Below are 23,940 nucleotides of genomic sequence, written 5' to 3' on the forward strand. Positions count from 1 at the left end.
TTACTCCTGTCGCTGCTGTCAACTGGTTCGTGCTCGGAGTTGACAAACACTAATCTACATCACACATTTTAATGAATCTTCTAACAAGAGCGCTTACATTTGCTATGTTGTTGGCTGTATGATGTTTAGGAATTCGCTACAACCTGCTCGACCAGAACACTGAAACCAATACGCAGGTTCACAATTTCCCTGGTGTTGGCGCAATATTCGCGCACCCCGGCTTAGGTCGGGGTCATTTTTTTTCAGCGTTCTCTACCCAAGCCCGCAGTACCTGCACGTCGTTGCGCCACTCTTGCTTCAACTCATCCACCCAGTCCTGCACGTTATCCCACCAGGCCGGCAGCGTCGGCGTTTGAATCTGCTGCGCCAGCTGCTGCAGATGGCGCAGACCGACCGAACCGGCGGCGCCCTTGATCTTGTGCCCTTCCTCGGTGATGCCTTTCTGATCGCGCGCCGTCATGTTGGAGTCCAGCACCGCCAGATAGCCCGGCATCATCTGTTCGAACATCTCCAGGCTTTGGTGGATCAGCTGCGGGCCAACCAGATCCATGTACTGTTCCAGCATCGCGGTATCGAGTAACGACTCATTAATCTGCATCGCCTTGTGCTCCGTTTTCTTTGAAGTGTGAGAAGGTTGATGATCCCAATAGTGTTTGATGACCTGGGTCAATGCCGGCACCGACAGCGGCTTGCTCAGCACATCGTCCATGCCCGCCTCGAGATACTCTTTTTTGTCTTTCAGCACGTTGGCGGTCAGCGCAACCAGCGGCGGCAGCGCCTGACCGGCATAGCGCTCACGCAGCGCCCGGGCGATGTCCAGCCCGGTCATGTCCGGCAGTTGAATGTCCAGCAGCACCAGATCGAACTCGTCCGGATCGAACATCGCCAGCGCATCGTGGCCGTTCATCGCCACTTCGACGCTGTTGCCCAGCTTCTCCAGCACCGAGCGCGCCACGATCACGTTCAGTTCGATATCCTCCACCAGCAGGATGTGCAGCGCCGGCAACGGCAGCTCCTCTTCCTCCGGCGCCGCGCTGACGGCTTCCTGCACCGCCGGCGCCTGGATGGTCAGAGTGAAGCAAGAACCGTGCCCCTGTTCGCTGCGCACGGTGATGTCGCCGCCCATGCTCTGCGCCAGCCGCTTGGAGACCGCCAGCCCGATGCCGGTGCCGGTGGCCGGGCGGCCGCCGCGCTGATCTTTCACCTGGTAATACATGGCGAAGATCTTGTCCTGCTCGTCCTGCGGGATGCCCATGCCCGAGTCTTCCACCTCGAACACCAGCTTCTCCTGCGCCTCGCGCCGCACGCGCACCACGATTTGCCCCTGCTGGGTGAATTTCACCGCGTTGCCGATCAGGTTCCACAAAATCTGCCGCAGGCGCGTGCCGTCGGTCACGATCTGCTGCGGCAGCGGCGTTTGCGGCTCCATGATGAACTGCAGCCCTTTCGGCTGCGCCAGCAGGCCGGAGAGATTCTCCAGATCCGCCAGGAAACCGGTGAAGTCCACCGGCTGGTTGTCGAGCTGCACCTTGCGCCGCTCGAGCTTGTCCATTTCGATAATGTCGTTGAAGATATTGCCGAGGGTGATGGCGCTGACGTGAATGGTCTTCAGGTATTTCAGCTGCTCGTCGTTCAGCTCGGTATCGAGCAGGATGCGGCTCAGGCCGACGATGCCGTTAAGCGGCGTACGCAGCTCGTGGCTGATGGTGGAGATAAAGGTGGTCTTCTCCCGGCTGGCGTTCTCCAGCGCGTCCTGGTAGCGCTTACGCTCGGTAATATCGCGGCCGAAGCCCATCAGCCCGTGGCGTTTGCCCACCCGGTCGTAAAACGGCACCTTGCGCAGTTCGAAACAGGCCTTGCGGCCGTCGGGATACACCAGCCATTGTTCGTAGGTCAGCGAGACGTTGTGGCGGAACACCTTCTCGTCGGTCTCAATGACCTTTTCGGCGATCTCCTGGCCGTAGACGTCGAACGGCGTCAGGCCGATCAGCTGCTTCTCGCTCTTGCCGGTCAGCAGCTCCATCGCGCGGTTGCAGCCGGAAAATTCTTTGTCTTCGTTGCGGTAGTAGACCAGGTCCGGCGAGGCGTCGAGGAAGGAACGCAGCAGCGCCGACTGCTGGCCCAGCTCAATCTGCGCCAGCTCGCGCTGTTCCATCTCTTCCGTCAGCTTCTCCATCACCTGCAGGCGCTCTTCTTCCGCCTTGATGCGATCGGCGATCTCCTGATTCAGCTGGCTGATATTGTCTTTGAGCTGCTGATTGAGCTCCAGATCGCGGTGGCGCATCTCTTCCAGCTTGTCCACCAGCCGCGCCAGCCGTTGGCGCGACTCCTCCAGCTGCTCCACCACCACCGAGAGGAAGTAGACCGCCCACGGGGTGATCAACAGGCCGAAGAAGATTGAACGCACCACGTCGATGCTTTCCACTTCGCCGCGCAGCAGCATGGTCACCGCCATCTGCACCACCATCGCCAGCACCACCAGCGCCGAGGCCAGCAGCAGCGAGAAGCGCACCAACCCCAGTTTCACCATTAAATCAACGTAGTACTGGGCCAACACCCGGATTTGCTTCATAGCGGCTCCCATCAGACACAATCTTTTGAATCATACCGTAAATTTTTCCGCCGTGTCTGAGAGTCAAGTCCTGCTAACGGAAAATAGCGGCGTCTGGCGTGCATCGGGCGGTTCATTGCCGTCGACACCGTGGAAAAGCACGTTGATCAATCCGCTCATACTTAGGGATTAATCACTTGTAACTAAAAGACTTTTTATGTGACGCACCCCACACCTCAGCCGCTTGAGAAGGCCTTTCCGTTAATATATTAATGATGCACCGTGCATGACGCATGCTTTAGCAGACACGGATAGCGAAGCCCTGAGGCTTGAAGTAAGGGAAAGGATGTTATCCCGCGGTTTACTTTCACCGGCAGCAGCGTTGTGGCCAGCCCGGCAGGCTTCCTCATTTCCCTGACGTGAGGATTGACCATGTTAACCATCTATCGCACTACCCTGTTCGTCCTGTCTTTGACCGTTATTTTGCCCCTGAAGGCCGCCACTGCCGTGACCGGCTACCTGAATGCAGAGCAACGGCAAATCGCCACGCTGTTGCCGCCGCCGCCTTCAACGGATACGCCGCAGAATCGGGCGGATCTGCAGGCGGTGCTGGCCATTCAGGCTAACCGCACGGCGGAACAAATCGCCAAAGCCAAGCGGGATGACCACCTGGAAGACGCCGCCTTCCCCTTCGCCCGCGAGATCTTCGGCCCGACCTTTACCGTCGATCGCCATCCGCTCACCGCCGCCCTGTTCCGCCGGGTCTATCAGGACTTTGAACAAAGCCTGATGCCCGCCAAGGCCTTCTATGGCCGCCCGCGCCCCTATGAGGCCGACAGCCGCGTGAAACCGCTGCTGCCGCCGCCGGAAGGCGATTCCTACCCTAGCGGACACGCGATGGACAGCTACCTGACGGCGCTCCTGTTGGCGCAGATGGTGCCGGAAAAACGCAGCGCGCTGTTTGAGCGGGCGGCAAGCAATGCGCAAAGCCGGGTGATTGCCGGCGTTCACTACCCGAGCGATCTTGAAGGCGGCAAGTTGGCGGCGACGGCGCTCGCCGCACGACTGCTGGCGAATCCGCAGCTGCAGGCCGATCTGCAGCGCGCCCGCGTGGAGGTGCGCGCCAACCTGCAGTTATAACGTCGGTGAATAATGCAGGGCGGCATCCAGCGCGCTGCCCTGCCCGCCGTATTGCTGCAGATAAGCGCCCACCGCCTGCATGCCGCGCCAGCGGTTTTCGCACCACAGCGGCGCCAGCAGCGTAGGCCGACGGGCGCTGGCGGACAGGCGGTGATACACCACCTCGCCCGGCGTGTGGCGGATCATCTCCCCGGCGCTGACGGCGTAATCTTCCAGCGCCAGTTCGGACAAGCGCCCGGCGCGCCACGCGCGGGCCAGGGTGCTGCCGGTAACGACGTGCAGCGGATGCAGCTTGATGCCATCCACGCCGCTCTCCACCACCCGCTGCAGCGTGAGCAGATGATCGCGCTGGGTTTCTCCCGGCAGCCCGACGATCAGATGGCAGCACACCTTCAGCCCGCGCTGCCGGGCACGTTGCGCGGTCTGCTGATAGCAGCGGAAATCATGGCCGCGGTTGATGCGTTTGAGCGTTTTATCGTGCGCCGTCTGCAGCCCCAGCTCCAGCCACACTTCATAACCCTCTTCGCGATACCCCGTCAGCAGATCCAATGCGGCGGGCGGCACGCAGTCCGGGCGAGTGCCGACGCACAGGCCGACCATGTCGCTCTGCGCCAACGCCTGCCGATACATCGACGCCAGCAGTTCGACCTCCGCATAGGTGCTGGTATAGGCCTGAAAATAGGCCAGATAGCGCCGCGCCCGGTCGACCCGCGCGGCCTGCTGCGCCAGCTGTTCGGCGATACTTTGCCGCTGCATCGCCTCATCGGCGAATGAAGCGACGTTGCAGAACGTACAGCCGCCGCGCCCCAACGTGCCGTCGCGGTTAGGGCAGCTGAATCCGCCGTGCAGCGTGAGTTTATGGATCTTTTCGCCATAGCGGCGCTGGAGATCTGCGCCAAACATATTGACTAATTGCGGCAACTGCATAATCTTGGTGATTCTCTGTGTTCAAAGCCGCGATGCTAATAAGAAACGGCTTTTCCCGCGATGACAGAGATCAACGCTTTCCCCGCAAGGCGCCACCAGGCATAACTATTCATCATAAACGCAAATCAATTCACTATAATTCTGATGAATTATTCTAATCGTCACGCAACCGTTAACGGCAATATGACAATACGGTGAAAAATAGTCATAAACATCAACTAAGCAATATCTTATAGAATAAAACTCTGCCATTAACCCCCGCACTAGCATGGTGCAGAGATTAAGGGGTTGCACTATAGTGAGACAGCTCACACTTCTGCGGGGATCGGCGTTGCCCCACGATAGTGCAAAAATGCATTAAACACCTTATTTTTCAAATAAATAAATACCGTAAATTCGATAAGAATCTATCTTAAGCCCACATTTGACCTGCGAATTCTTTCTCGCTAAGTTGGAAGTCCGCTGGAAGCTTTCTGGACGGGCAAACGTCTCGTCATATTTATGCAGTAATTGAAGACTCCCTCTTAAAACAAGTCCTATACCACTTGTGAGACCGTCACGAGAGGCCATTGATGGAGGGCGGAAAAGCAGATTGGCGGGGTTAACTTGCTGATTGGACTTCTGCCTGAAATTGGGAAGCCCCCTCGCAGTAGGTTGTGAGAGTCACGCAGAGCCTGGGGAGGTTCACGATATGTTGTACGATAAATCCCAAGAGAGGGACAACTGTGGTTTCGGCCTGATCGCCCACATAGAAGGCGAACCTAGCCACAAGGTGGTGCGCACCGCCATTCACGCGCTGGCCCGCATGCAGCACCGCGGCGCGATCCTGGCCGACGGCAAGACCGGCGACGGCTGCGGCCTGTTGCTGCAAAAACCCGATCGCTTCTTCCGCATGGTGGCGGAAGAGCGCGGCTGGCGTTTGGCCAAGAACTACGCCGTCGGCATGATGTTCCTCAGCCAGAATGAAGAGGAAGCGCGCCTCAGCCGCCGCATCGTGGAAGAAGAGCTGCAAAACGAAACGCTGTCGATCGTCGGCTGGCGCGAAGTGCCGACCAACCCGGACGTGCTGGGTGAAATCGCCCTTTCCTCCCTGCCGCGCATCGAGCAAATCTTCGTTAACGCCCCCGCCGGCTGGCGCCCGCGCGATATGGAGCGCCGCCTGTTCGTGGCGCGCCGCCGCATCGAGAAACGCGTGCAGGACAACAGCTTCTACGTCTGCAGCTTCTCCAATCTGGTGACGATCTATAAAGGCCTGTGCATGCCTGCGGATCTGCCGCGCTTCTATCTCGATCTGGCGGACCTGCGCCTGGAATCGGCCATTTGCCTGTTCCACCAGCGCTTCTCCACCAACACCGTGCCGCGCTGGCCGCTGGCGCAGCCGTTCCGCTACCTGGCGCACAACGGCGAAATCAACACCATCACCGGCAACCGCCAATGGGCGCGTGCCCGTACCTACAAATTCCAAACGCCGCTGATCCCGGATCTGCAGGCCGCCGCGCCGTTCGTCAACGAAACCGGCTCCGACTCCAGCTCGCTGGACAACATGCTGGAGCTGCTGCTGGCGGGCGGGATGGATCTCATCCGCGCCATGCGCCTGCTGGTGCCGCCGGCCTGGCAGAACAACCCGGACATGGACGGCGATCTGCGCGCCTTCTTCGACTTCAACTCGATGCACATGGAGCCGTGGGACGGCCCGGCCGGCATCGTGATGTCCGACGGCCGCTACGCCGCCTGTAACCTCGATCGCAACGGCCTGCGCCCGGCGCGCTATGTGATCACCAAAGACAAGCTGATCACCTGCGCCTCCGAAGTCGGCATCTGGGATTACCAGCCGGATGAAGTGGTGGAAAAAGGCCGCGTCGGCCCCGGCGAGCTAATGGTGATCGACACCCGCAGCGGCCGCATCCTGCACTCGGCGGAAACCGACAACGATCTGAAAAGCCGCCACCCGTATAAAGAGTGGATGGAGAAAAACGTCAAACGTCTGGTGCCGTTCGAAGATCTGCCGGACGATCAGGTCGGCAGCCGCGAACTCGACGACGCGCAGCTCGAAACCTACCAGAAACAGTTCGGCTACAGCAGCGAAGAGCTGGATCAGGTGATCCGCGTGCTGGGCGAGATCGGCCAGGAAGCCACCGGTTCGATGGGCGACGATACCCCGTTCGCCGTGCTCTCCAGCCGGCCGCGCATCGTTTACGACTATTTCCGCCAGCAGTTCGCGCAGGTCACCAACCCGCCGATCGATCCGCTGCGCGAAGCGCACGTCATGTCGCTGGCCACCAGCATCGGCCGTGAAATGAACGTGTTCTGCGAAGCCGAAGGCCAGGCGCACCGCCTGAGCTTCAAATCGCCGATCCTGCTGTACTCCGATTTCAAACAGCTCACCACGCTGGAAGGCGAATACTATCGCGCCGAGACGCTCGATCTGACCTTCGATCCGCAGCAGCAGGATCTGGAGCAGACCATTCGCGCCCTGTGCGACGAAGCGGAACGCAAGGTGCGCGAAGGCGCGGTGCTGTTGGTGCTGTCCGACCGCGCCATCGCGCCCGGCCGCCTGCCGGTCCCGGCCCCGATGGCGGTCGGCGCCGTGCAAACCCGCCTGGTTGAGAAAAGCCTGCGCTGCGACGCCAACCTGATCGTTGAAACCGCCAGCGCCCGCGATCCGCACCACTTCGCCGTGCTGCTCGGCTTCGGCGCGACCGCCATCTACCCGTACCTGGCCTATGAAACCCTGGCCAAGCTGGTGGACAGCCAGGCGATCGACAAGAAATACCGCGACGTGATGCTGAACTACCGCAACGGCATCAATAAAGGCCTGTACAAGATCATGTCCAAAATGGGCATCTCGACCATCGCCTCTTACCGCTGCTCCAAGCTGTTCGAAGCGGTCGGCCTGCATCGCGATCTGGCGGATCTGTGCTTCCAGGGCGTGGTCAGCCGCATCGGCGGCGCCAGCTTCAGCGACTTCCAGCAGGATCTGCAGAACCTTTCCAAGCGCGCCTGGCTGAAACGCAAACCGCTGGAGCAAGGCGGCCTGTTGAAATTCGTGCACGGCGGCGAATACCACGCCTACAACCCGGACGTGGTGAACTCGCTGCAAAAAGCGGTACACAGCGGGGAATATAGCGACTATCAGGCCTACGCCAAGCTGGTGAACGAGCGGCCGGTCGCCATGCTGCGCGATCTGCTGGCCATCACGCCGAAAGGCGAACCGATCCCGGTCGATCAGGTTGAACCGGCGGAGTCGCTGTTCAAACGCTTCGACACCGCGGCGATGTCGATCGGCGCACTGAGCCCGGAAGCGCACGAATCGCTGGCGATCGCCATGAACGGCCTCGGCGGCTTCTCCAACTCCGGCGAAGGCGGCGAAGATCCGGCGCGCTACCGCACCAACAAGGTGTCGCGCATCAAACAGGTGGCCTCCGGCCGCTTCGGCGTGACGCCGGCCTACCTGGTGAACGCCGACGTGATCCAGATTAAGGTTGCGCAGGGCGCCAAGCCGGGCGAAGGCGGCCAGCTGCCGGGCGACAAGGTGACTCCGTACATCGCCAGACTGCGTTACTCGGTGCCGGGCGTAACGCTGATCTCCCCGCCGCCGCACCACGACATCTACTCGATCGAAGATCTGGCGCAGCTGATCTTCGACCTGAAGCAGGTCAACCCGAAGGCGGTGATCTCGGTGAAACTGGTGTCCGAACCGGGCGTCGGCACCATCGCCACCGGCGTGGCAAAAGCCTATGCCGATCTCATCACCATCGCCGGTTACGACGGCGGCACCGGCGCCAGCCCGCTGTCCTCGGTGAAATACGCCGGCTGTCCGTGGGAACTGGGCCTGGTGGAAACCCAGCAGGCGCTGGTGGCCAACGGCCTGCGCCACAAGATCCGCCTGCAGGTGGACGGCGGCCTGAAAACCGGCGTCGACATCGTCAAGGCGGCGATCCTGGGCGCGGAAAGCTTCGGCTTCGGCACCGGGCCGATGGTGGCGCTGGGTTGTAAATACCTGCGCATCTGCCACCTCAACAACTGCGCGACCGGCGTCGCGACTCAGGACGACAAGCTGCGCCGCGATCACTACCACGGCCTGCCGGAACGCGTGACGAATTACTTCCAGTTTATCGCGCGTGAAACCCGCGAGATCATGGCGCAGCTGGGCGTGAGCCAACTGGTGGATCTGATCGGCCGCACCGAGTTCCTGACCGAGCTGGACGGCATCTCCGCCAAGCAGAACAAGCTGGATCTGTCGCCGCTGCTGAAAACCGCCACGCCGCATCCGGGCAAAGCGGTGTACTGCACCGAAAGCAGCAACCCGGCGTTCGACAAGGGCTTGCTCAACAAAGAGCTGCTGGCGCAGGCGCAGCCGCATATCGAAGCGAAGCAGGGTAAAACCTTCTACTTCGACATTCGCAACACCGACCGCTCCGTGGGCGCCATGCTGTCCGGCGCTATCGCCGACGTGCACGGCGATCAGGGCATGGCGGCCGATCCGATCAAGGCGCACTTCTCCGGCACCGCCGGGCAGAGCTTCGGCGTCTGGAACGCCGGCGGCGTCGAGCTGACCCTGACCGGCGACGCCAACGACTATGTCGGCAAAGGCATGGCCGGCGGCAGCATCGCGGTGCGTCCGCCGATCGGCTCCGCCTTCCGCAGCCATGAAGCCAGCATCGTCGGCAACACCTGCCTGTACGGCGCCACCGGCGGCAAGCTGTTCGCCGCCGGCCGCGCGGGCGAACGCTTCGCGGTGCGCAACTCCGGCGCCATCACCGTGGTGGAAGGCATCGGCGACAACGGCTGCGAATACATGACCGGCGGCATCGTCTGCGTGCTGGGTAAAACCGGCATCAACTTCGGTGCGGGCATGACCGGCGGCTTCGCCTACGTGCTGGACGAAGACGGCGAGTTCCGCAAGCGCGTGAACCCGGAGCTGGTGGAAGTGCTGGATGTCGATCAGCTGGCGATCCATGAGGAGCACCTGCGCGGCCTGATCACCGAACACGTGCAGGCGACCGGCTCTTCCCGCGCGGAAGAGATCCTGGCCAACTGGCCGGAGTGGGCGCCGAAGTTCGCCCTGGTCAAACCGAAGTCCAGCGATGTCAAAGCGCTGTTGGGTCACCGTAGCCGTTCCGCAGCCGAGCTGCGGGTGCAGGCGCAGTAAGAGGTAGGTCATTAATGAGCCAGAACGTTTACCAATTTATCGACCTGCAGCGTGTTGATCCGCCAAAGAAACCGCTGAAGATCCGCAAAATCGAGTTCGTCGAGATCTACGAACCGTTTTCGGAAACCCAGGCCAAGGCCCAGGCGGACCGCTGTCTGTCCTGCGGCAACCCGTATTGCGAGTGGAAGTGCCCGGTGCACAACTACATCCCGAACTGGCTGAAGCTGGCCAACGAAGGCCGCATCATGGAAGCGGCGGACCTGGCGCATCAGACCAACAGCCTGCCGGAGGTGTGCGGCCGCGTGTGCCCGCAGGATCGCCTGTGCGAAGGCTCCTGCACCCTGAACGACGAATTCGGCGCGGTCACCATCGGCAATATCGAGCGCTACATCAGCGATAAGGCCATCGAAATGGGCTGGAAGCCGGACATGTCGCACGTGCAGCCGACCGGCAAGCGCGTGGCGATCGTCGGCGCCGGCCCTGCCGGGCTGGCCTGCGCCGACGTGTTGACCCGCAACGGCGTCAAAGCGGTGGTGTATGACCGTCATCCTGAGATCGGCGGCCTGCTGACCTTCGGCATCCCGGCCTTCAAGCTGGAAAAGGAAGTGATGGTCAAACGCCGCGGCATTTTCAGCGAGATGGGCATCGAGTTCCAGCTGAACACCGAAGTGGGCAAAGACGTCAGCATGGAGACCTTGCTGAGCGAGTACGATGCGGTATTCCTCGGCGTCGGCACCTATCAGTCGATGCGCGGCGGCCTGGAGAACGAGGAAGCGCAGGGCGTGTACGACGCACTGCCGTTCCTGATCGCCAACACCAAGCAGCTGATGGGGTATGAAGCCGATCAGCACGAGCCTTACGTCAGCATGGAAGGCAAGCGGGTGGTGGTGCTGGGCGGCGGCGATACCGCCATGGACTGCGTGCGCACCTCGGTGCGCCAGGGCGCGACGCAGGTCATCTGCGCCTACCGCCGCGACGAAGCCAACATGCCGGGCTCCAAGCGCGAAGTGAAGAACGCCCGGGAAGAAGGGGTGGACTTCCAGTTCAACCTGCAGCCGCTGAGCATCGAACTGAACAGCGCCGGCCGCGTGGCCGGGGTGAAAATGGTGCGCACCCAGCTGGGCGCGCCGGATGCCAACGGCCGTCAGGCGGCGGAGCAGGTACCGGGTTCCGAACACGTGATCGACGCGGACGCGGTGGTGATGGCGTTCGGCTTCCGCCCGCACCGCATGGACTGGCTGGCGGCGCACGACGTGCAGCTCGATAAACAGGGCCGCATCCTGGCGCCGGAGGGCAGAGACAACGCGTTCCAGACCAGCAACCCGAAAATCTTCGCCGGCGGCGACGCGGTGCGCGGCTCCGACCTGGTGGTGACAGCGATTGCCGAAGGCCGCAAAGCGGCAGATGGCATCATGAACTACCTGGAAGTGTAAACCTTCCGTACCATCGGAGGCCCGGCATATTGCCGGGCCTCCGTTTTTAGCCTGCCACGCTTTGTCACCCCTCCCCCTCTCCTCACCGTCTCAACGCGCTATAGTATTGAGTTGGCACCATTGCGGGGCGCGGCTGCGCCTGACACCGAAATAAGGATAGCGGACATGAAATGCTCCATTTCCCTGTTGGCCGGCGCGCTGCTGGCCGTCAGTTTCAGCGCTTCAGCCATGGCGCTGGATTCGCAGGAGGTTGGTTACAATATCGAAGCGCGCGGCGCGCGGCCGGTCGTGGCTCAGTTAGGCAAGGCCGGGCAGTTCAACGCCGTGGAAAACAGCATCCGGCTGGGGGACGACAATTGGATTGCCCTGGCGCCCAAGCTGGCCGGCGGCGGCAATGCCGGCTTTACCGCCGGCATCAAATCGGCCCTCTCCGCCGCCCTGATCTACAATCCGGCGGCGGTGTTGCAGGCGCTCAACAAAGGCAACGATCTGCCGCTCAATGACATTTGCACCGCGCCGCCGGAAGTGCAAGGCGACACCGCCGTCACCAGTTTCCGCCAGCGCGCAACCCGCGCCTTGTCCACCGTGCGCGTAGGCGATCTCAGCGCGCCGCGCGATGCCTGCATTGCCGCCTTGAAAGGCTGATTCATTTCTGCCGGGCAAAAAAAAAGCACCCCATGAGGTGCTTTTTCGTTTGTTCGCGTGGGCTTATTTCACCACGCGCAGCGCCGGGCGGCCACCGCGCGGCGGCTGCGGCGGTTCGTCGTCCGGGCCATTGTCTTCCGCGGTGTCCGGGCGATCGCCGTCGATCACCGACATCAGCGTTTCCGAAGGGATCGTCTCATTGTCCAGGCCTTCGAACACGCCTTCGCTCTCGTCGTAGGCGGCTTCCGGTTCGAACATCGTGCCGGCGCCGTTTTCACGCGCATAGATTGCCAGCACGGCGGCCATCGGCACCGAAACCTGACGCGGCACGCCGCCGAAGCGCGCGTTGAACTGCACGTCTTCGTTGCCCAACGCCAGGTTGCCTACCGCGCGCGGCGCGATATTCAGCACTATCTGGCCGTCACGCGCGAACTCCATCGGCACCTGCACATCCGGGCGAGTCACGTCGACCACCAGGTGCGGCGTCAGCTGGTTATCCAGCAGCCAGTCGTAGAACGCCCGCAGCAGATACGGGCGACGCGGCGTCATCTGAGACATGTCCATCGCGCTTAGCCCCGGGTCTGCAGGCGCATTTCACGCTCGGCTTCGGTCAGGGAAGCCAGGAAGGCGTCGCGTTCGAAGACGCGGGTCATGTAGCCTTTCAGCTCTTTGGAGCCGGCACCGCTCAATTCGATGCCCAGCTGCGGCAGACGCCACAACAGCGGCGCCAGGTAGCAATCCACCAGGCTGAACTCTTCGCTCATGAAATACGGCGTCTGACCGAAGATCGGCGCGATCGCCAGCAGCTCTTCGCGCAGTTGGCGACGGGCGGATTCCGCTTCCTGGCCGCTGCTCTTCTCGATCTTGTCCATCAGCGAGTACCAGTTCTTCTCGATGCGCAGCATCATCAGACGGCTCTCGCCACGGGCAACCGGGTAAACCGGCATCAGCGGCGGGTGCGGGAAACGCTCATCCAGGTATTCCATGATGATGCGGGATTCATACAGGGTCAGTTCGCGATCGACCAGCGTAGGCACCGTCTGGTAAGGGTTGAGGTCAATCAGATCTTGCGGCAGGTTATCCATTTCGACCTGCTCGATCTCGACGCTGACACCTTTCTCCGCCAGTACGATGCGTACTTGATGGCTAAAAATGTCGGTCGGGCCAGAGAACAGCGTCATTACCGAACGTTTGTTGGCAGCGACAGCCATGAAAACCTCCAAGTTATCTAGAAAATACTGCGAATAGCCAACTGACAGGCTGCTATCCTGAATAATCTTGCCGCAGGCCGGCAGCACGCAGCGCGACCCGAGCCCATGAAAAACCGGCCCAGGGGGTCAACTGCACGGCGAACAGGCGCAAAAGTGGGTGATAGTTTACCAGATTTTGCTTGTTTTGTGGGGGCGGTGCGGCGAATTCATGTTGAATTGTCTGATATGCCACAGATTTTAGTCGGGGATGGCGGATTTCAGGCATAAAAAAACCCGGTGAAGCACCGGGTTTTTTGCGTAAATCGCACTGCCGAAGCAGCGAAAATTAACGCTTGGAGAACTGCGGACGACGACGTGCTTTACGCAGGCCGACTTTCTTACGTTCAACCTGACGAGCGTCACGGGTGACGAAGCCAGCTTTACGCAGTTCAGAACGCAGAGTCTCATCGTACTCCATCAGTGCACGGGTGATACCGTGACGGATAGCGCCAGCTTGACCGGAGATACCACCACCTTTAACGGTGATGTACAGATCCAGTTTGCCAACCATGTCGACCAGCTCCAGCGGCTGACGAACTACCATGCGGGCAGTTTCGCGACCGAAGTACTGTTCCAGGCTGCGCTGGTTGATAACGATGTTACCGTTGCCCGGCTTGATGAAGACGCGAGCGGCGGAGCTTTTGCGGCGACCAGTGCCGTAGTATTGATTTTCAGCCATTGCCATTAATCCCGATTAAATGTCCAGAACTTGCGGTTGCTGTGCCGCGTGATTGTGCTCGGTGCCCGCGTAAACTTTCAGTTTACGGAACATAGCACGACCCAGCGGGCCCTTTGGCAGCATGCCTTTAACCGCGATTTCAATCACGCGCTCAGGACGGCGGGCAATCATCTCTTCAAAGGTCGCTTGCTTGATACCACCGATGTGGCCGGTGTGGTGGTAGTACACTTTGTCTGTACGCTTGTTGCCGGTTACAGCAACTTTGTCAGCGTTCAGAACGATGATGTAATCACCGGTATCCACGTGCGGGGTGTATTCCGCTTTATGCTTGCCGCGCAGGCGACGAGCCAGTTCAGTAGCGAGACGGCCTAAAGTTTTACCATCTGCATCAACAACGTACCAGTCGCGTTTTACGGTTTCTGGTTTAGCTGTAAAAGTTTTCATTAGAAAGCTTACCCAATAATTAGTTACACGTTGGTGAACACCCAAACGCTCGAAAACAGTTGAGGCTCACACGACCATACAAGTCCAGCAAACCTACCCCTTCGAATAGCCATTGCCGGCACTATAAAGTTTTTGGGAAAAAAAACTTTGTTGTAACGTGGGGTCGCAAGATTATAGAGAAGTCGCTCACAAAGATCGAACGGTTTTTGAATGGAAAATAAATTTATCGCCGGCGGCAGGCAACCGGCGATAGGCCCGGCGGACTCAGGGCAGATGCGGCAGCTTGAGGTACTCTTCGCTCTGCATTTCCTGCAGGCGCGACAGGCAGCGCTGGTACTCGAACTTAAGCCGTTCCCCCTGGTAGATCTCGAACATCGACGCCTCGGCGCCGATCACCAGCTTGACGTGCCGCTCGTAGAATTCGTCCACCAGCGCCAGGAAACGGCGCGCGGTATTCTCTTTCAGCGGCCCCATCACCTGCACATTATACAGGATCACGCTGTGATACAGCCGCGACAGCGCAATGTAATCCAGCTGGCTGCGCGCCTCTTCGCACAGCGTGTGGAAATCCACCGCCAGCACGCCGTCCACCGAACGAATGGCCTGCAGCGGCCGATGGTTGATCTGCAGCACCGCCTCCTCCTCCCCCGCCTTGCCCGCCAGTTTGACGAACATCCGATCCAGGGTCGCGCGCGTCTGGTCGTTCAGCGGCGTCAGATAGAGGTGAGCCTGGGTCAGGGTGCGCAGACGATAGTCGATGCCGGCGTCGACGTTCATCACGTCGCAGAACTCGTTGATCAGATCGATAGCCGGCAGGAAACGCGCCCGCTGCAGGCCGTTGCGATACAGATCGTCCGGCGGGATGTTCGACGTAGCCACCAGCGTGATGCCGCGGGCGAACAGCGCCTGCAGCAGCGTGGCCAGCAGCATGGCGTCGGTGATGTCGGACACGAAGAATTCGTCGAAGCACAATACGTCGGTTTCGGCCTTGAAGCCGTCGGCGACGATGTCCAGTGGGTTTTCCCGCCCTTGCAGCTCGGTCAGCTCTTCATGCACCCGCAGCATGAAGCGGTGGAAGTGCAGACGCATTTTGCGATCGCCCGGCAGGCTGTGGAAGAACATGTCCATCAACCAGGTTTTGCCGCGCCCGACGCCGCCCCACATATACAGCCCCTGCACCGGGCGCTGCGGCGCCGTTTCGCCGCCTTTGCCCAGCAAACGGCTGAGCTTGCCGCGCAGCCCGCCGGCCGGCGCGCTCGCCGCCGGTTTTTGCAGCAAGGCCTGATAAATGCGATCCAGTTGAGTGACGGCCCGGCGTTGAACCTCATCGGCCTGATATTCCCCCGCCTCCAGCGCCTGCTGGTAGCGAGATAACGGTGATAGTGCCTGCATCTGTTCGATGTTCCCTAAGAACGCTTAGAAATTATTTAGCCAACGTTGGCGGCAAGTTGATGCCGATTCGCACCGTTATCGCCACAAATGCCCGCTGCGGGCGCCGCTGAAAACCCTGTAAACACTGGGTGGAAGCGCATCAGGATTCCACTCTGACAAGGTTAACGGTTATAGTGGATATTATTAAGTGAAAAATCCCTGCGGAACAACGAAGTCAAAATAGGAGTCATCATGACCTGGGAGTATGCGCTGATTGGTTTGGTCGTCGGTATCGTGATTGGTGCGGTGGCGATGCGTTTTGGCAACCGTAAATTACGTCAACAACAAGTCCTGCAGAACGAGCTGGACAAGAGCAAAACCGAGCTGGAAGAGTACCGTCAGGAGCTGGTCGGCCACTTTGCCCGCAGCGCCGAGCTGCTGGACAACATGGCGCGCGATTATCGTCAGCTGTATCAGCATATGGCGAAAAGCTCCAACAACCTGCTGCCGGATCTGCCGATGCAGGAGAACCCGTTCCGCTATCGCCTGACCGAAGCGGAAGCGGACAACGATCAGGCGCCGGTGGAAATGCCGCGCGACTATTCTGAAGGGGCCTCCGGCCTGCTGCGCGGCCAAAGCGCACGCCGCGACTGATACCCCTTCTTCACCCGCGGGGCCACCCGCGGGTTTACCCCGTTTGTGCCTTATTGACCTTCCTTCGCATTACCTTTACTGAACTTTGCACGCAAATTCACGGTCTTACCCTTCACTATGACAAGGTGATTGCCTTATCATCAAATTTTCATCGGCAGGTATTGAGAGAGTTATCATCAATGAAGAAAAAGTCGTTAATTCTTAGTGCATTGGCAATGAGCCTCGGCCTGGCGCTCAGCGCCGCACCGGTGGCCAACGCGGCCCTGCCCGTCGCCGTTCAGGGGCAGCCGCTGCCGAGCCTGGCGCCGATGCTGGAAAAAGTCTTGCCCGCCGTCGTGAGCGTGCATGTCGCCGGCACCCAGGTGCAGCGTCAACAGCTGCCGGAAGAGTTCAGACGCTTCTTCGGCCCCAATTTCCCCGGTCAGCAGCAGAGCTCTCGCCCGTTTGAAGGGCTGGGCTCCGGCGTCATCATCGACGCTGCCAAAGGCTACGTGCTTACCAACAACCACGTCATCAACAACGCCGATAAAATCCGCGTGCAGTTGAACGACGGCCGCGAACTGGACGCCAAACTGGTCGGCCGTGATGAGCAATCCGACATCGCCCTGCTGCAGCTCAGCGACACCAAAAACCTGACCGCCATCAAGATGGCCGATTCCGATCAGCTGCGCGTCGGCGACTTCGCCGTGGCGGTCGGCAACCCGTTTGGCCTGGGCCAAACCGCCACCTCCGGCATCATCTCGGCATTGGGCCGCACCGGCCTGAATCTGGAAGGGCTGGAAAACTTCATTCAGACCGACGCCTCGATCAACCGCGGCAACTCCGGCGGCGCGTTGGTTAACCTGAACGGCGAGCTGATCGGCATCAATACCGCCATTCTGGCGCCGAGCGGCGGCAACGTCGGCATCGGCTTCGCCATTCCGAGCAATATGGCGCAGAACCTGAGCCAGCAGCTGATCGAATTCGGCGAAGTGAAACGCGGCCTGCTCGGCATCAAGGGCAGTGAAATGACCCCGGACATGGCCAAAGCCTTCAACACCGACGCGCAGCGCGGCGCCTTCGTCAGCGAAGTGCTGCCGAAATCCGCCGCCGCCAAGGCCGGCATCAAAGCCGGGGATATTCTGGTTTCCGTCGACGGCAAGCCGGTGAACAGCTTCGCCGAACTGCGCGCCAAGGTCGGCACCACCGCGCCGGGCAAAACCCTCAAGATGGGCCTGCTGCGCGACGGCAAACCGCAGGAAGTCTCGGTCACGCTGGACAACAGCGAGAGCGCCTCGACCAATGCCGAAACGCTGTCGCCGGCGCTGCAGGGGGTTTCCCTCAGCAACGGCGCGCTGCCGAGCGGCGACAAGGGCGTGAAGGTGGAGAACGTGGATAAAGGCTCGACGGCGGCGCAAATCGGCCTGCAAAAAGGCGACGTGATCATCGGCGTCAACCGCCAGCGCGTGGACAGCATCACCGCGCTGCGCAAGGTGCTGGAAGCCAAACCGCCGGTGATGGCGCTCAATATCGTGCGCGGTAACGAAACCATTTATCTGCTGCTGCGTTAATTTGTGCAAAAACCGGGCTCGGTGACATACTGCGCCCGGTTAACTCATGCTATCCTCCGAACATCGTTCACCACACCACGAAAACTCCATGTTTGCTAAGCTCTTGCGTTCTGTCGTTATCGGTCTCATCGTTGCCGGCCTGCTGTTGGCCGCTCTGCCCGTGCTGCGCTCTTCCAACGGCCTGTTTGCAGAGAAAACCGAGAATACCAGCGACGAAACGCCGGTGAGCTACAACAAAGCGGTGCGCCGCGCCGCGCCCGCCGTGGTGAACATCTACAACCGCAACCTGAACGGCGCCGCCAACGTGCTGTCGCTCGGTTCCGGCGTGATCATGAACGAACGCGGCTATATCATCACCAACCGCCACGTGATCAAAGACGCTCAGCAGATCACCGTGGTGTTGCAGGATGGCCGCCGCTACGAAGCGCTGCTGGTCGGCTCCGACGGCCTGACCGATTTGGCGGTGCTGAAGATCGATCCCGGCAACCTGCCGGTGATCCCGACCAATAAAAATCGCGTTGCCCACGTCGGCGACGTGGTGCTGGCAATCGGCAACCCGTACAACCTGGGGCAGACCGTGACTCAGGGCATCCTCAGCGCCACCGGGCGCATCAGTATGAGCACCACCGGCCGGCAGACATTCCTGCAGACCGATGCCTCAATCAACCGCGGCAACTCCGGCGGCGCGCTGGTCAACTCGCTGGGCGAGCTGATCGGCATCAATACCCTGACCTATGACAAAATCACCGACGGCGAAACGCCGGAGGGCCTCGGCTTCGCCATTCCGATCGAACTGGCCACCAAAATCATGGACAAGCTGATCCGCGACGGCCGCGTTATCCGCGGCTATTTCGGCATTCAGGGCAAAGAAATCATTCCGTTGCGTTCCTCCAATTCCGGCATCGATCGCCTGCAGGGCATCATCGTGACCGAAATCACGCCGAACGGCCCGGCGAGCAGCGCCGGTTTCCAGATCAACGACATCATCATCAACGTGGATAACAAACCGGCGGTGTCCGTGCTGGAGACCATGGATCAGGTGGCGGAGATCAGGCCGGGCACCGAGATACCGGTTATCGTGCTGCGCGACGGCAAACGCATTACGTTGAAAATGACGGTGGGCGAATTCCCGGAAGACAACAATTAAAAAAGGGCCGGCATTGATAGCCGGCCCTTTGATTTTCATCCTGCCGACGCAGCCGCGCCGGCGCTAATGACTTACTCGCCTTTCACTCGCTCGATGTTCGCACCCAGCGCGCGCAGCTTGTCTTCAATACGCTCATAGCCGCGATCGATGTGGTAGATGCGATCGACGACGGTCACGCCGTCGGCGATGCAGCCGGCGATCACCAGGCTGGCGGAAGCGCGCAGATCGGTCGCCATCACCTGAGCGCCGGACAGCTGCTCAACGCCGTGGCAGATCACGGTGTTGCTCTCGATTTCCGCGTGCGCGCCCATGCGGATCAGTTCCGGCACGTGCATGAAGCGGTTTTCGAAGATGGTCTCGGTGATGACGCCGGTGCCTTCCGCCACCAGGTTCAGCAGGCTGAACTGGGCCTGCATGTCGGTCGGGAAGCCCGGGTGCGGCGCGGTGCGCACGGTGACCGCTTTCGGGCGTTTGCCGTGCATGTCCAGGCTGATCCAGTCTTCGCCCACTTCGATATCGGCACCGGCTTCGCGCAGCTTGGCCAGCACCGCATCCAGTGTGTCCGGACGGGTGTTGCGGCACATCACTTTGCCGCCGGAAACCGCGGCGGCGATCAGGAAGGTGCCGGTTTCGATGCGGTCAGGCAGCACGCGGTACACGCCGCCGCCCAGACGCTCGACGCCCTCGATGGTGATCTTGTCGCTGCCGGCGCCGCTGATCTTCGCGCCCAGCGTATTGAGGAAGTTGGCGGTATCGACAATTTCCGGCTCACGCGCGGCGTTCTCGATAACGGTGGTGCCGGTCGCCAGGGTCGCGGCGCTCATGATGGTTACGGTCGCGCCCACGCTCACCTTGTCCATGACGATGTGTGCGCCCTTCAGGCGGCCCTCGACGGACGCCTTGACGTAGCCTTCTTCCAGCTTGATCTCGGCACCCAGCTGCTCGAGGCCGGTGATGTGCAGATCGACCGGACGCGCGCCGATCGCACAGCCGCCCGGCAGGGAAACCTGACCGCGGCCGAAACGCGCCACCAGCGGCCCCAGCGCCCAGATGGAAGCGCGCATGGTTTTCACCAGATCGTAAGGGGCGCAGAACTCGTTCACGCCGCTGGCGTCCACGAAGACCGAACCGTTGCGCTCAATCTTGGTACCCAACTGGTTGAGTAGTTTAATGGTGGTGTCGATGTCCTTCAGCTTGGGAACATTCTGCAGCTCGACCGGCTCTTCCGCCAACAGGGCGGCGAACAGGATCGGCAGGGCGGCGTTTTTGGCCCCGGAAATAGACACTTCACCGCTCAGGCGGGTCCGACCCTGCACACGAAATTTATCCATCTGACTACTCTCTGTTATCTAATCTGAAGCTGCCCGCCCGGCAGGGCAAACAGCCTTAAAATCCGTTGAGTTTGCGGTCTCGCTGCCACTCTTCAGGGGTGTACGCCTTGATAGACAAGGCATGAATGCGGTTGTCCGCAATGTATTCCATCAGCGGTGCGTAAACCGTCTGCTGTTTTTTGACGCGGCTCATGCCGGCGAACAATTCGCCGACCACGATCGCCTGAAAATGGCTGCCGTCGCCCGTCACATGTACTTCATCCAGTGCCAATGCCTGCATCAGCACGTCTTTAATCTCGTTGGTTTCCATAGTATCCAGTTCTGCCGCTAAAGGATCATAAACAGCCTAGTATCTTAGTGGAATACGATGTTTTCTTAAACTAAAGAAAAAGCCCCTGCATAACAGGGGCTTTGTATCGTTTTACCACGCAAGGGCGGCGTAAAACGCCGCTAACCGGCGGTATCGACAGGCATTATCGCCTGCAGGTTGTAGAGCGCAATCAGCGTTTTCAGGCGCTCGGTGGCGCCGAAAATTTTCAGCGCGACGCCGCGCTCGCGCTGCTTTTCCTGCAGATGCAGCAACAGCGCCAGCCCGGCGGAGTCTACGCGCTGCAGTTGCGCCACGTCGATCGCGGTTTTATCCGCCATCAGCGCGTCGCGCTGCCGCCACAGCGGCTGCAGCGTTTCCCGGTCCAGTTCACCGCGCAGGATCAGCGTCTGCTGCTCTGATTCGAAGCTGAGCGCTGCCGACATCAGTTTTTCTTGTCCAGCGTGATAGGCTGCGCGGCGGCGGCCTGCAGCTGTTTGGTCAGGCCGTCGATGCCCTGAGTACGCAGCGTAGACGCCCACTCGTTCTGCTTGGTGGTGATCATGCTGACTCCTTCGGCGATCATGTCATAGGCCTGCCAGTAGCCGGTTTTGCTGTTCTTGCGCCATTGGAAATCCAGACGCACCGGCGGGCGGCCGCCGTTGTCGATGATGGTGACGCGAATGGCCACGATGTCGGCATTGCCCAGCGGCTGTTCAGGCGCGATCTGGTAAGTCTGGCCGTGGTACATCGCCAGCGCCTGGCCGTAAGCCTGCTCCAGGTAAGCCTGGAAGGCGGTGAAGTAAGCTTCGCGCTGTGCAGGCGTCGCCTCTTTATAGTAACGGCCCAGCACCAGCGCGCCGGCGTATTTCACCTGCACGAACGGCATCAGTTCCTGATGCACGATGGAGCGCAGGTAGTTCGGGTCCTGCTTGATCTTCGGCTGTTCGTTCTTCAAACGGCTGAAGGTCTTCTGCGCCGCTTCTTGCATCATGCTGTAAGGATTGGTTTGGTCGGCTGCGCTCGCCAGCGGTGCAACCACCAGCAGAGCCACCATCAGTAAACGTTTAAACATGCAGGTATCCTCTCTTAATGATTTGGAACAGCGGGTTGCGGTGCGGCGCCGGCAGCCGGCTCAGCGGCCGCGTCTCCCGGTTTGGCGCTGTCCTGACCGCCGCTTTTATACAGGAACTGGCCGATCAGGTCTTCCAGAACCATGGCTGATTTGGTGTCCTGAATGGTGCCGCCGTCTTTCAGGATGGCGGTGCCCATATCAGGATCTTCGAAGCCCACGTTAAGCGCCAGATATTGCTCGCCCAGCAGGCCGGAGGTGCGGATCGCCAGCGAGCTGGTATCCGGGATTTGGTCGTACTTTTTCTGGATATCCAGCGCCACGCGCGGCGTGTAGGTTTTCGAATCGAGTTCGATGTCCGCCACGCGGCCGATCACCACGCCGCCAATCTTCACCGGCGAACGCGGTTTCAGGCCGCCGATGTTGTCGAACGTCGCGTAAATGCGGTAGGTCGGCTCGCTGCCGATCGATTTAAGGTTCGCCACCTGCAGGCAGATAAACACGATGGCGCACAGCGCGATCAGCATAAATGCCCCAACCCAGATTTCACTCTTCTTCGTTTGCATCGAATCAATTCCCAAACATCAGTGCTGTCAGCACGAAATCCAATCCCAACACCGCCAGTGACGAATGCACCACGGTACGCGTCGTCGCCCGGCTAATCCCTTCAGAGGTAGGCACGGCGTCGTACCCGTTGAAAATGGCAATCCAGGTTACGGTAATGGCGAATACCACGCTTTTGATCAGGCAGTTGAGCAGATCTTTTTTCCACTCTACGGCGCCCTGCATCGCCGACCAGAAGAAGCCGCTGTCGATGCCCTTCCAGTCCACGCCGACCACCGAGCCGCCCCAAATGCCGATCGCCACGAAAATGATGGTCAACAGCGGCATGCTGATCAGCCCCGCCCAGAAGCGCGGCGCCACGATGCGCCGCAGCGGATCGACCGCCATCATTTCCAGGCTGGAGATCTGCTCCGTCGCCTTCATCAGGCCGATTTCCGCCGTCAGCGCGGAACCGGCGCGGCCGGCGAACAGCAGCGCCGTCACCACCGGCCCCAGCTCGCGCAGCAGCGACAGCGCCACCATCATGCCGAGGCTGGCCTCGGCGCTGTAGGTGGTGAGCACGATATAGCCCTGCAGGCCCAGCACCATGCCGATGAACAGCCCGGAGACCATGATAATCAGCAGCGACTGCACGCCGACGCTGTAGAGCTGTTTCAACAACAGCGGCCACTGCTTGCCGGGTTCCGGCCGGCCAATCAACGCGTTGAACAGCATCAACCCGGCGCGGCCGAAGCTGGCGCTGGTGTTGATGCCACTGCGCCCCAACGACGCTAACGCTCTTAATAACATGAGCTTATTTACTCCCTAAGCCTAGCAGTTCGGTCTGATAATCCCCGGCCGGATAGCGGAACGGCACCGGCCCATCCGCTATACCATCCAGAAACTGGCGCACGCGCGCATCAGGATTGTTCTGCAATTGCTGCGTGGTGCCTTCGGCGATCACCCGGTGATCGGCCACGATATAGGCGTAGTCGGCGATGCTCAGCACCTCCGGCACGTCGTGCGACACCACGATGCAGGTAATGCCCAGCGCATGGTTCAGCTCATCGATCAGCTTGACCAGCACCCCCATGGTGATCGGATCCTGGCCGACGAAAGGTTCGTCGAACATGATCATCTCCGGGTCCAGCGCGATCGCGCGCGCCAACGCCGCCCGGCGCGCCATGCCGCCGGAAAGCTCATTGGGCATCAGCTGGGCCGCGCCGCGCAGCCCCACCGCTTCCAGCTTCATCAGCACCGTGCTGCGCAGCAGGGGTTCAGGCAGGTTGCTGTGCTCGCGCAGCGGGTAGGCCACGTTTTCGAACACGGTCAAATCGGTGAACAGCGCGCCCGACTGGAACAGCATGCTCATCTTTTTGCGCGCGTCGTATAACTGACGGCGGGACAACGCGGGAATGTTGTCGCCGTCGAACCAAATCTCCCCGCTGTCCGGCGCCAGTTGGCCGCCTATCAGGCGCAGCAGCGTGGTTTTGCCGATGCCCGATGGCCCCATGATCGCCGTGACCTTACCGCGAGGCACCGTCAGGTTGATGTCTTCAAATATCCGTCGGTCGCCGCGCGAGAAGCTCATGTCGCGCACTTCGACCAAATTATCTGCCTTTTGGAGCATGTTAATGGACCCTTTACGACTCATCTTTTGCTGAATCTACCCGTGATGTTAAAGCAATGGGCACAATCCGTCTCATCTTTACAAAAACTTACTGCCATTTCGCAACCAATGGTG

The 23,940-nt window shown here is 60.4% G+C and carries 21 protein-coding genes; 7 read left to right on the forward strand and 14 right to left on the reverse strand.

The window, feature by feature from the left end:
- Positions 1-232: 232 nt before the first annotated feature.
- A complete protein-coding gene (arcB, locus tag ACF8MC_RS15060; RefSeq protein WP_033649005.1) occupies positions 233-2,572 on the reverse strand; it encodes an aerobic respiration two-component sensor histidine kinase ArcB in 2,340 nt (779 codons plus the stop codon).
- Positions 2,573-2,983: 411 nt separating this feature from the next.
- Between arcB and ACF8MC_RS15065 the strand changes: the two genes are divergently transcribed.
- Positions 2,984-3,691, forward strand: a complete 708-nt coding sequence (locus ACF8MC_RS15065) for a phosphatase PAP2 family protein (RefSeq protein ID WP_049196177.1) — start codon at positions 2,984-2,986, stop codon at positions 3,689-3,691.
- Here the strand turns inward: ACF8MC_RS15065 and ACF8MC_RS15070 are convergent.
- Positions 3,686-4,618 (reverse strand): TIGR01212 family radical SAM protein, encoded by a 933-nt coding sequence (locus tag ACF8MC_RS15070; protein ID WP_164105320.1) that lies wholly within the window; start codon positions 4,616-4,618, stop codon positions 3,686-3,688. The two genes, ACF8MC_RS15065 and ACF8MC_RS15070, sit on opposite strands and share 6 nt — an antisense overlap.
- A 691-nt stretch (positions 4,619-5,309) precedes the next feature.
- On the opposite strand from ACF8MC_RS15070, the gene gltB reads away from it, so the two are divergent.
- The 3 genes from gltB to ACF8MC_RS15085 all read left to right on the forward strand — a co-directional run bounded on the left by gltB (position 5,310) and on the right by ACF8MC_RS15085 (position 11,848).
- Positions 5,310-9,770, forward strand: a complete 4,461-nt coding sequence (gene gltB, locus ACF8MC_RS15075; RefSeq protein WP_033649002.1) for a glutamate synthase large subunit — start codon at positions 5,310-5,312, stop codon at positions 9,768-9,770.
- A 14-nt stretch (positions 9,771-9,784) separates the two neighbouring features.
- A complete protein-coding gene (locus tag ACF8MC_RS15080; protein ID WP_033636122.1) occupies positions 9,785-11,203 on the forward strand; it encodes a glutamate synthase small subunit in 1,419 nt (472 codons plus the stop codon).
- 165 nt (positions 11,204-11,368) lie between these two features.
- A complete protein-coding gene (locus ACF8MC_RS15085) occupies positions 11,369-11,848 on the forward strand; it encodes a hypothetical protein (RefSeq protein ID WP_033649000.1) in 480 nt (159 codons plus the stop codon).
- Between the two features lie 63 nt (positions 11,849-11,911).
- Here the strand turns inward: ACF8MC_RS15085 and sspB are convergent, their stop codons facing one another.
- From sspB to zapE, 5 genes are all read right to left on the reverse strand, one after another.
- Positions 11,912-12,412 carry a ClpXP protease specificity-enhancing factor gene (gene sspB / locus ACF8MC_RS15090; RefSeq protein ID WP_004937084.1) on the reverse strand — a complete coding sequence of 167 codons (501 nt, stop codon included), beginning with the start codon at positions 12,410-12,412 and terminating at the stop codon, positions 11,912-11,914.
- Positions 12,413-12,417: 5 nt separating this feature from the next.
- Complete coding sequence (gene sspA, locus ACF8MC_RS15095) at positions 12,418-13,059, reverse strand: stringent starvation protein SspA (RefSeq protein ID WP_025304366.1); 642 nt, start codon at positions 13,057-13,059, stop codon at positions 12,418-12,420.
- A gap of 325 nt (positions 13,060-13,384) precedes the next feature.
- Positions 13,385-13,777: a 30S ribosomal protein S9 gene (gene rpsI / locus ACF8MC_RS15100; protein ID WP_004937080.1), complete on the reverse strand. Its 393-nt coding sequence runs from the start codon at positions 13,775-13,777 to the stop codon at positions 13,385-13,387.
- A 15-nt stretch (positions 13,778-13,792) separates the two neighbouring features.
- A complete protein-coding gene (gene rplM, locus ACF8MC_RS15105) occupies positions 13,793-14,221 on the reverse strand; it encodes a 50S ribosomal protein L13 (RefSeq protein ID WP_004937079.1) in 429 nt (142 codons plus the stop codon).
- Positions 14,222-14,485: 264 nt separating this feature from the next.
- Positions 14,486-15,613, reverse strand: coding sequence for a cell division protein ZapE (gene zapE / locus ACF8MC_RS15110; RefSeq protein ID WP_164105321.1), 1,128 nt, complete (start codon positions 15,611-15,613; stop codon positions 14,486-14,488).
- Positions 15,614-15,844: 231 nt separating this feature from the next.
- Here zapE and zapG point away from each other — a divergent pair, with 231 nt between their 5' ends.
- The 3 genes from zapG (at position 15,845) to degS (ending at position 18,943) form a co-directional block, all read left to right on the forward strand.
- On the forward strand, positions 15,845-16,246 hold the full coding sequence (gene zapG, locus ACF8MC_RS15115) for a Z-ring associated protein ZapG (RefSeq protein ID WP_004937074.1): 402 nt from the start codon (positions 15,845-15,847) through the stop codon (positions 16,244-16,246).
- Positions 16,247-16,425: 179 nt separating this feature from the next.
- Complete coding sequence (gene degQ / locus ACF8MC_RS15120; protein WP_164105322.1) at positions 16,426-17,796, forward strand: serine endoprotease DegQ; 1,371 nt, start codon at positions 16,426-16,428, stop codon at positions 17,794-17,796.
- A gap of 88 nt (positions 17,797-17,884) precedes the next feature.
- Positions 17,885-18,943, forward strand: coding sequence for an outer membrane-stress sensor serine endopeptidase DegS (degS, locus tag ACF8MC_RS15125; protein ID WP_033636127.1), 1,059 nt, complete (start codon positions 17,885-17,887; stop codon positions 18,941-18,943).
- A gap of 71 nt (positions 18,944-19,014) precedes the next feature.
- Here degS and murA read toward each other — a convergent pair whose 3' ends face one another.
- From murA to mlaF, 7 genes are all read right to left on the reverse strand, one after another.
- Entirely contained in the window at positions 19,015-20,274 is a 1,260-nt protein-coding gene (gene murA, locus ACF8MC_RS15130) for a UDP-N-acetylglucosamine 1-carboxyvinyltransferase (protein WP_004937068.1), read from the reverse strand.
- A 55-nt stretch (positions 20,275-20,329) separates the two neighbouring features.
- Positions 20,330-20,584: a BolA family iron metabolism protein IbaG gene (gene ibaG, locus ACF8MC_RS15135; protein ID WP_004937066.1), complete on the reverse strand. Its 255-nt coding sequence runs from the start codon at positions 20,582-20,584 to the stop codon at positions 20,330-20,332.
- Between the two features lie 140 nt (positions 20,585-20,724).
- Positions 20,725-21,027 carry a lipid asymmetry maintenance protein MlaB gene (gene mlaB, locus ACF8MC_RS15140; protein WP_164105323.1) on the reverse strand — a complete coding sequence of 101 codons (303 nt, stop codon included), beginning with the start codon at positions 21,025-21,027 and terminating at the stop codon, positions 20,725-20,727.
- Positions 21,027-21,656: a phospholipid-binding protein MlaC gene (gene mlaC, locus ACF8MC_RS15145; protein ID WP_033636128.1), complete on the reverse strand. Its 630-nt coding sequence runs from the start codon at positions 21,654-21,656 to the stop codon at positions 21,027-21,029. Before mlaC ends, mlaB begins: the two co-directional genes overlap by 1 nt.
- A 14-nt stretch (positions 21,657-21,670) precedes the next feature.
- Positions 21,671-22,219, reverse strand: coding sequence for an outer membrane lipid asymmetry maintenance protein MlaD (gene mlaD / locus ACF8MC_RS15150; RefSeq protein WP_033636129.1), 549 nt, complete (start codon positions 22,217-22,219; stop codon positions 21,671-21,673).
- Positions 22,220-22,223: 4 nt separating this feature from the next.
- Entirely contained in the window at positions 22,224-23,006 is a 783-nt protein-coding gene (gene mlaE / locus ACF8MC_RS15155; RefSeq protein WP_004937059.1) for a lipid asymmetry maintenance ABC transporter permease subunit MlaE, read from the reverse strand.
- Between the two features lie 4 nt (positions 23,007-23,010).
- Positions 23,011-23,826 (reverse strand): phospholipid ABC transporter ATP-binding protein MlaF, encoded by an 816-nt coding sequence (gene mlaF / locus ACF8MC_RS15160; protein WP_028127533.1) that lies wholly within the window; start codon positions 23,824-23,826, stop codon positions 23,011-23,013.
- Between the last annotated feature and the right edge of the window lie 114 nt (positions 23,827-23,940).

It is taken from the genome of Serratia sp. LACPHL-BACT-2024-00286, from assembly GCF_043109535.1.
Classification (GTDB): Bacteria; Pseudomonadota; Gammaproteobacteria; order Enterobacterales; family Enterobacteriaceae; genus Serratia; species Serratia sarumanii.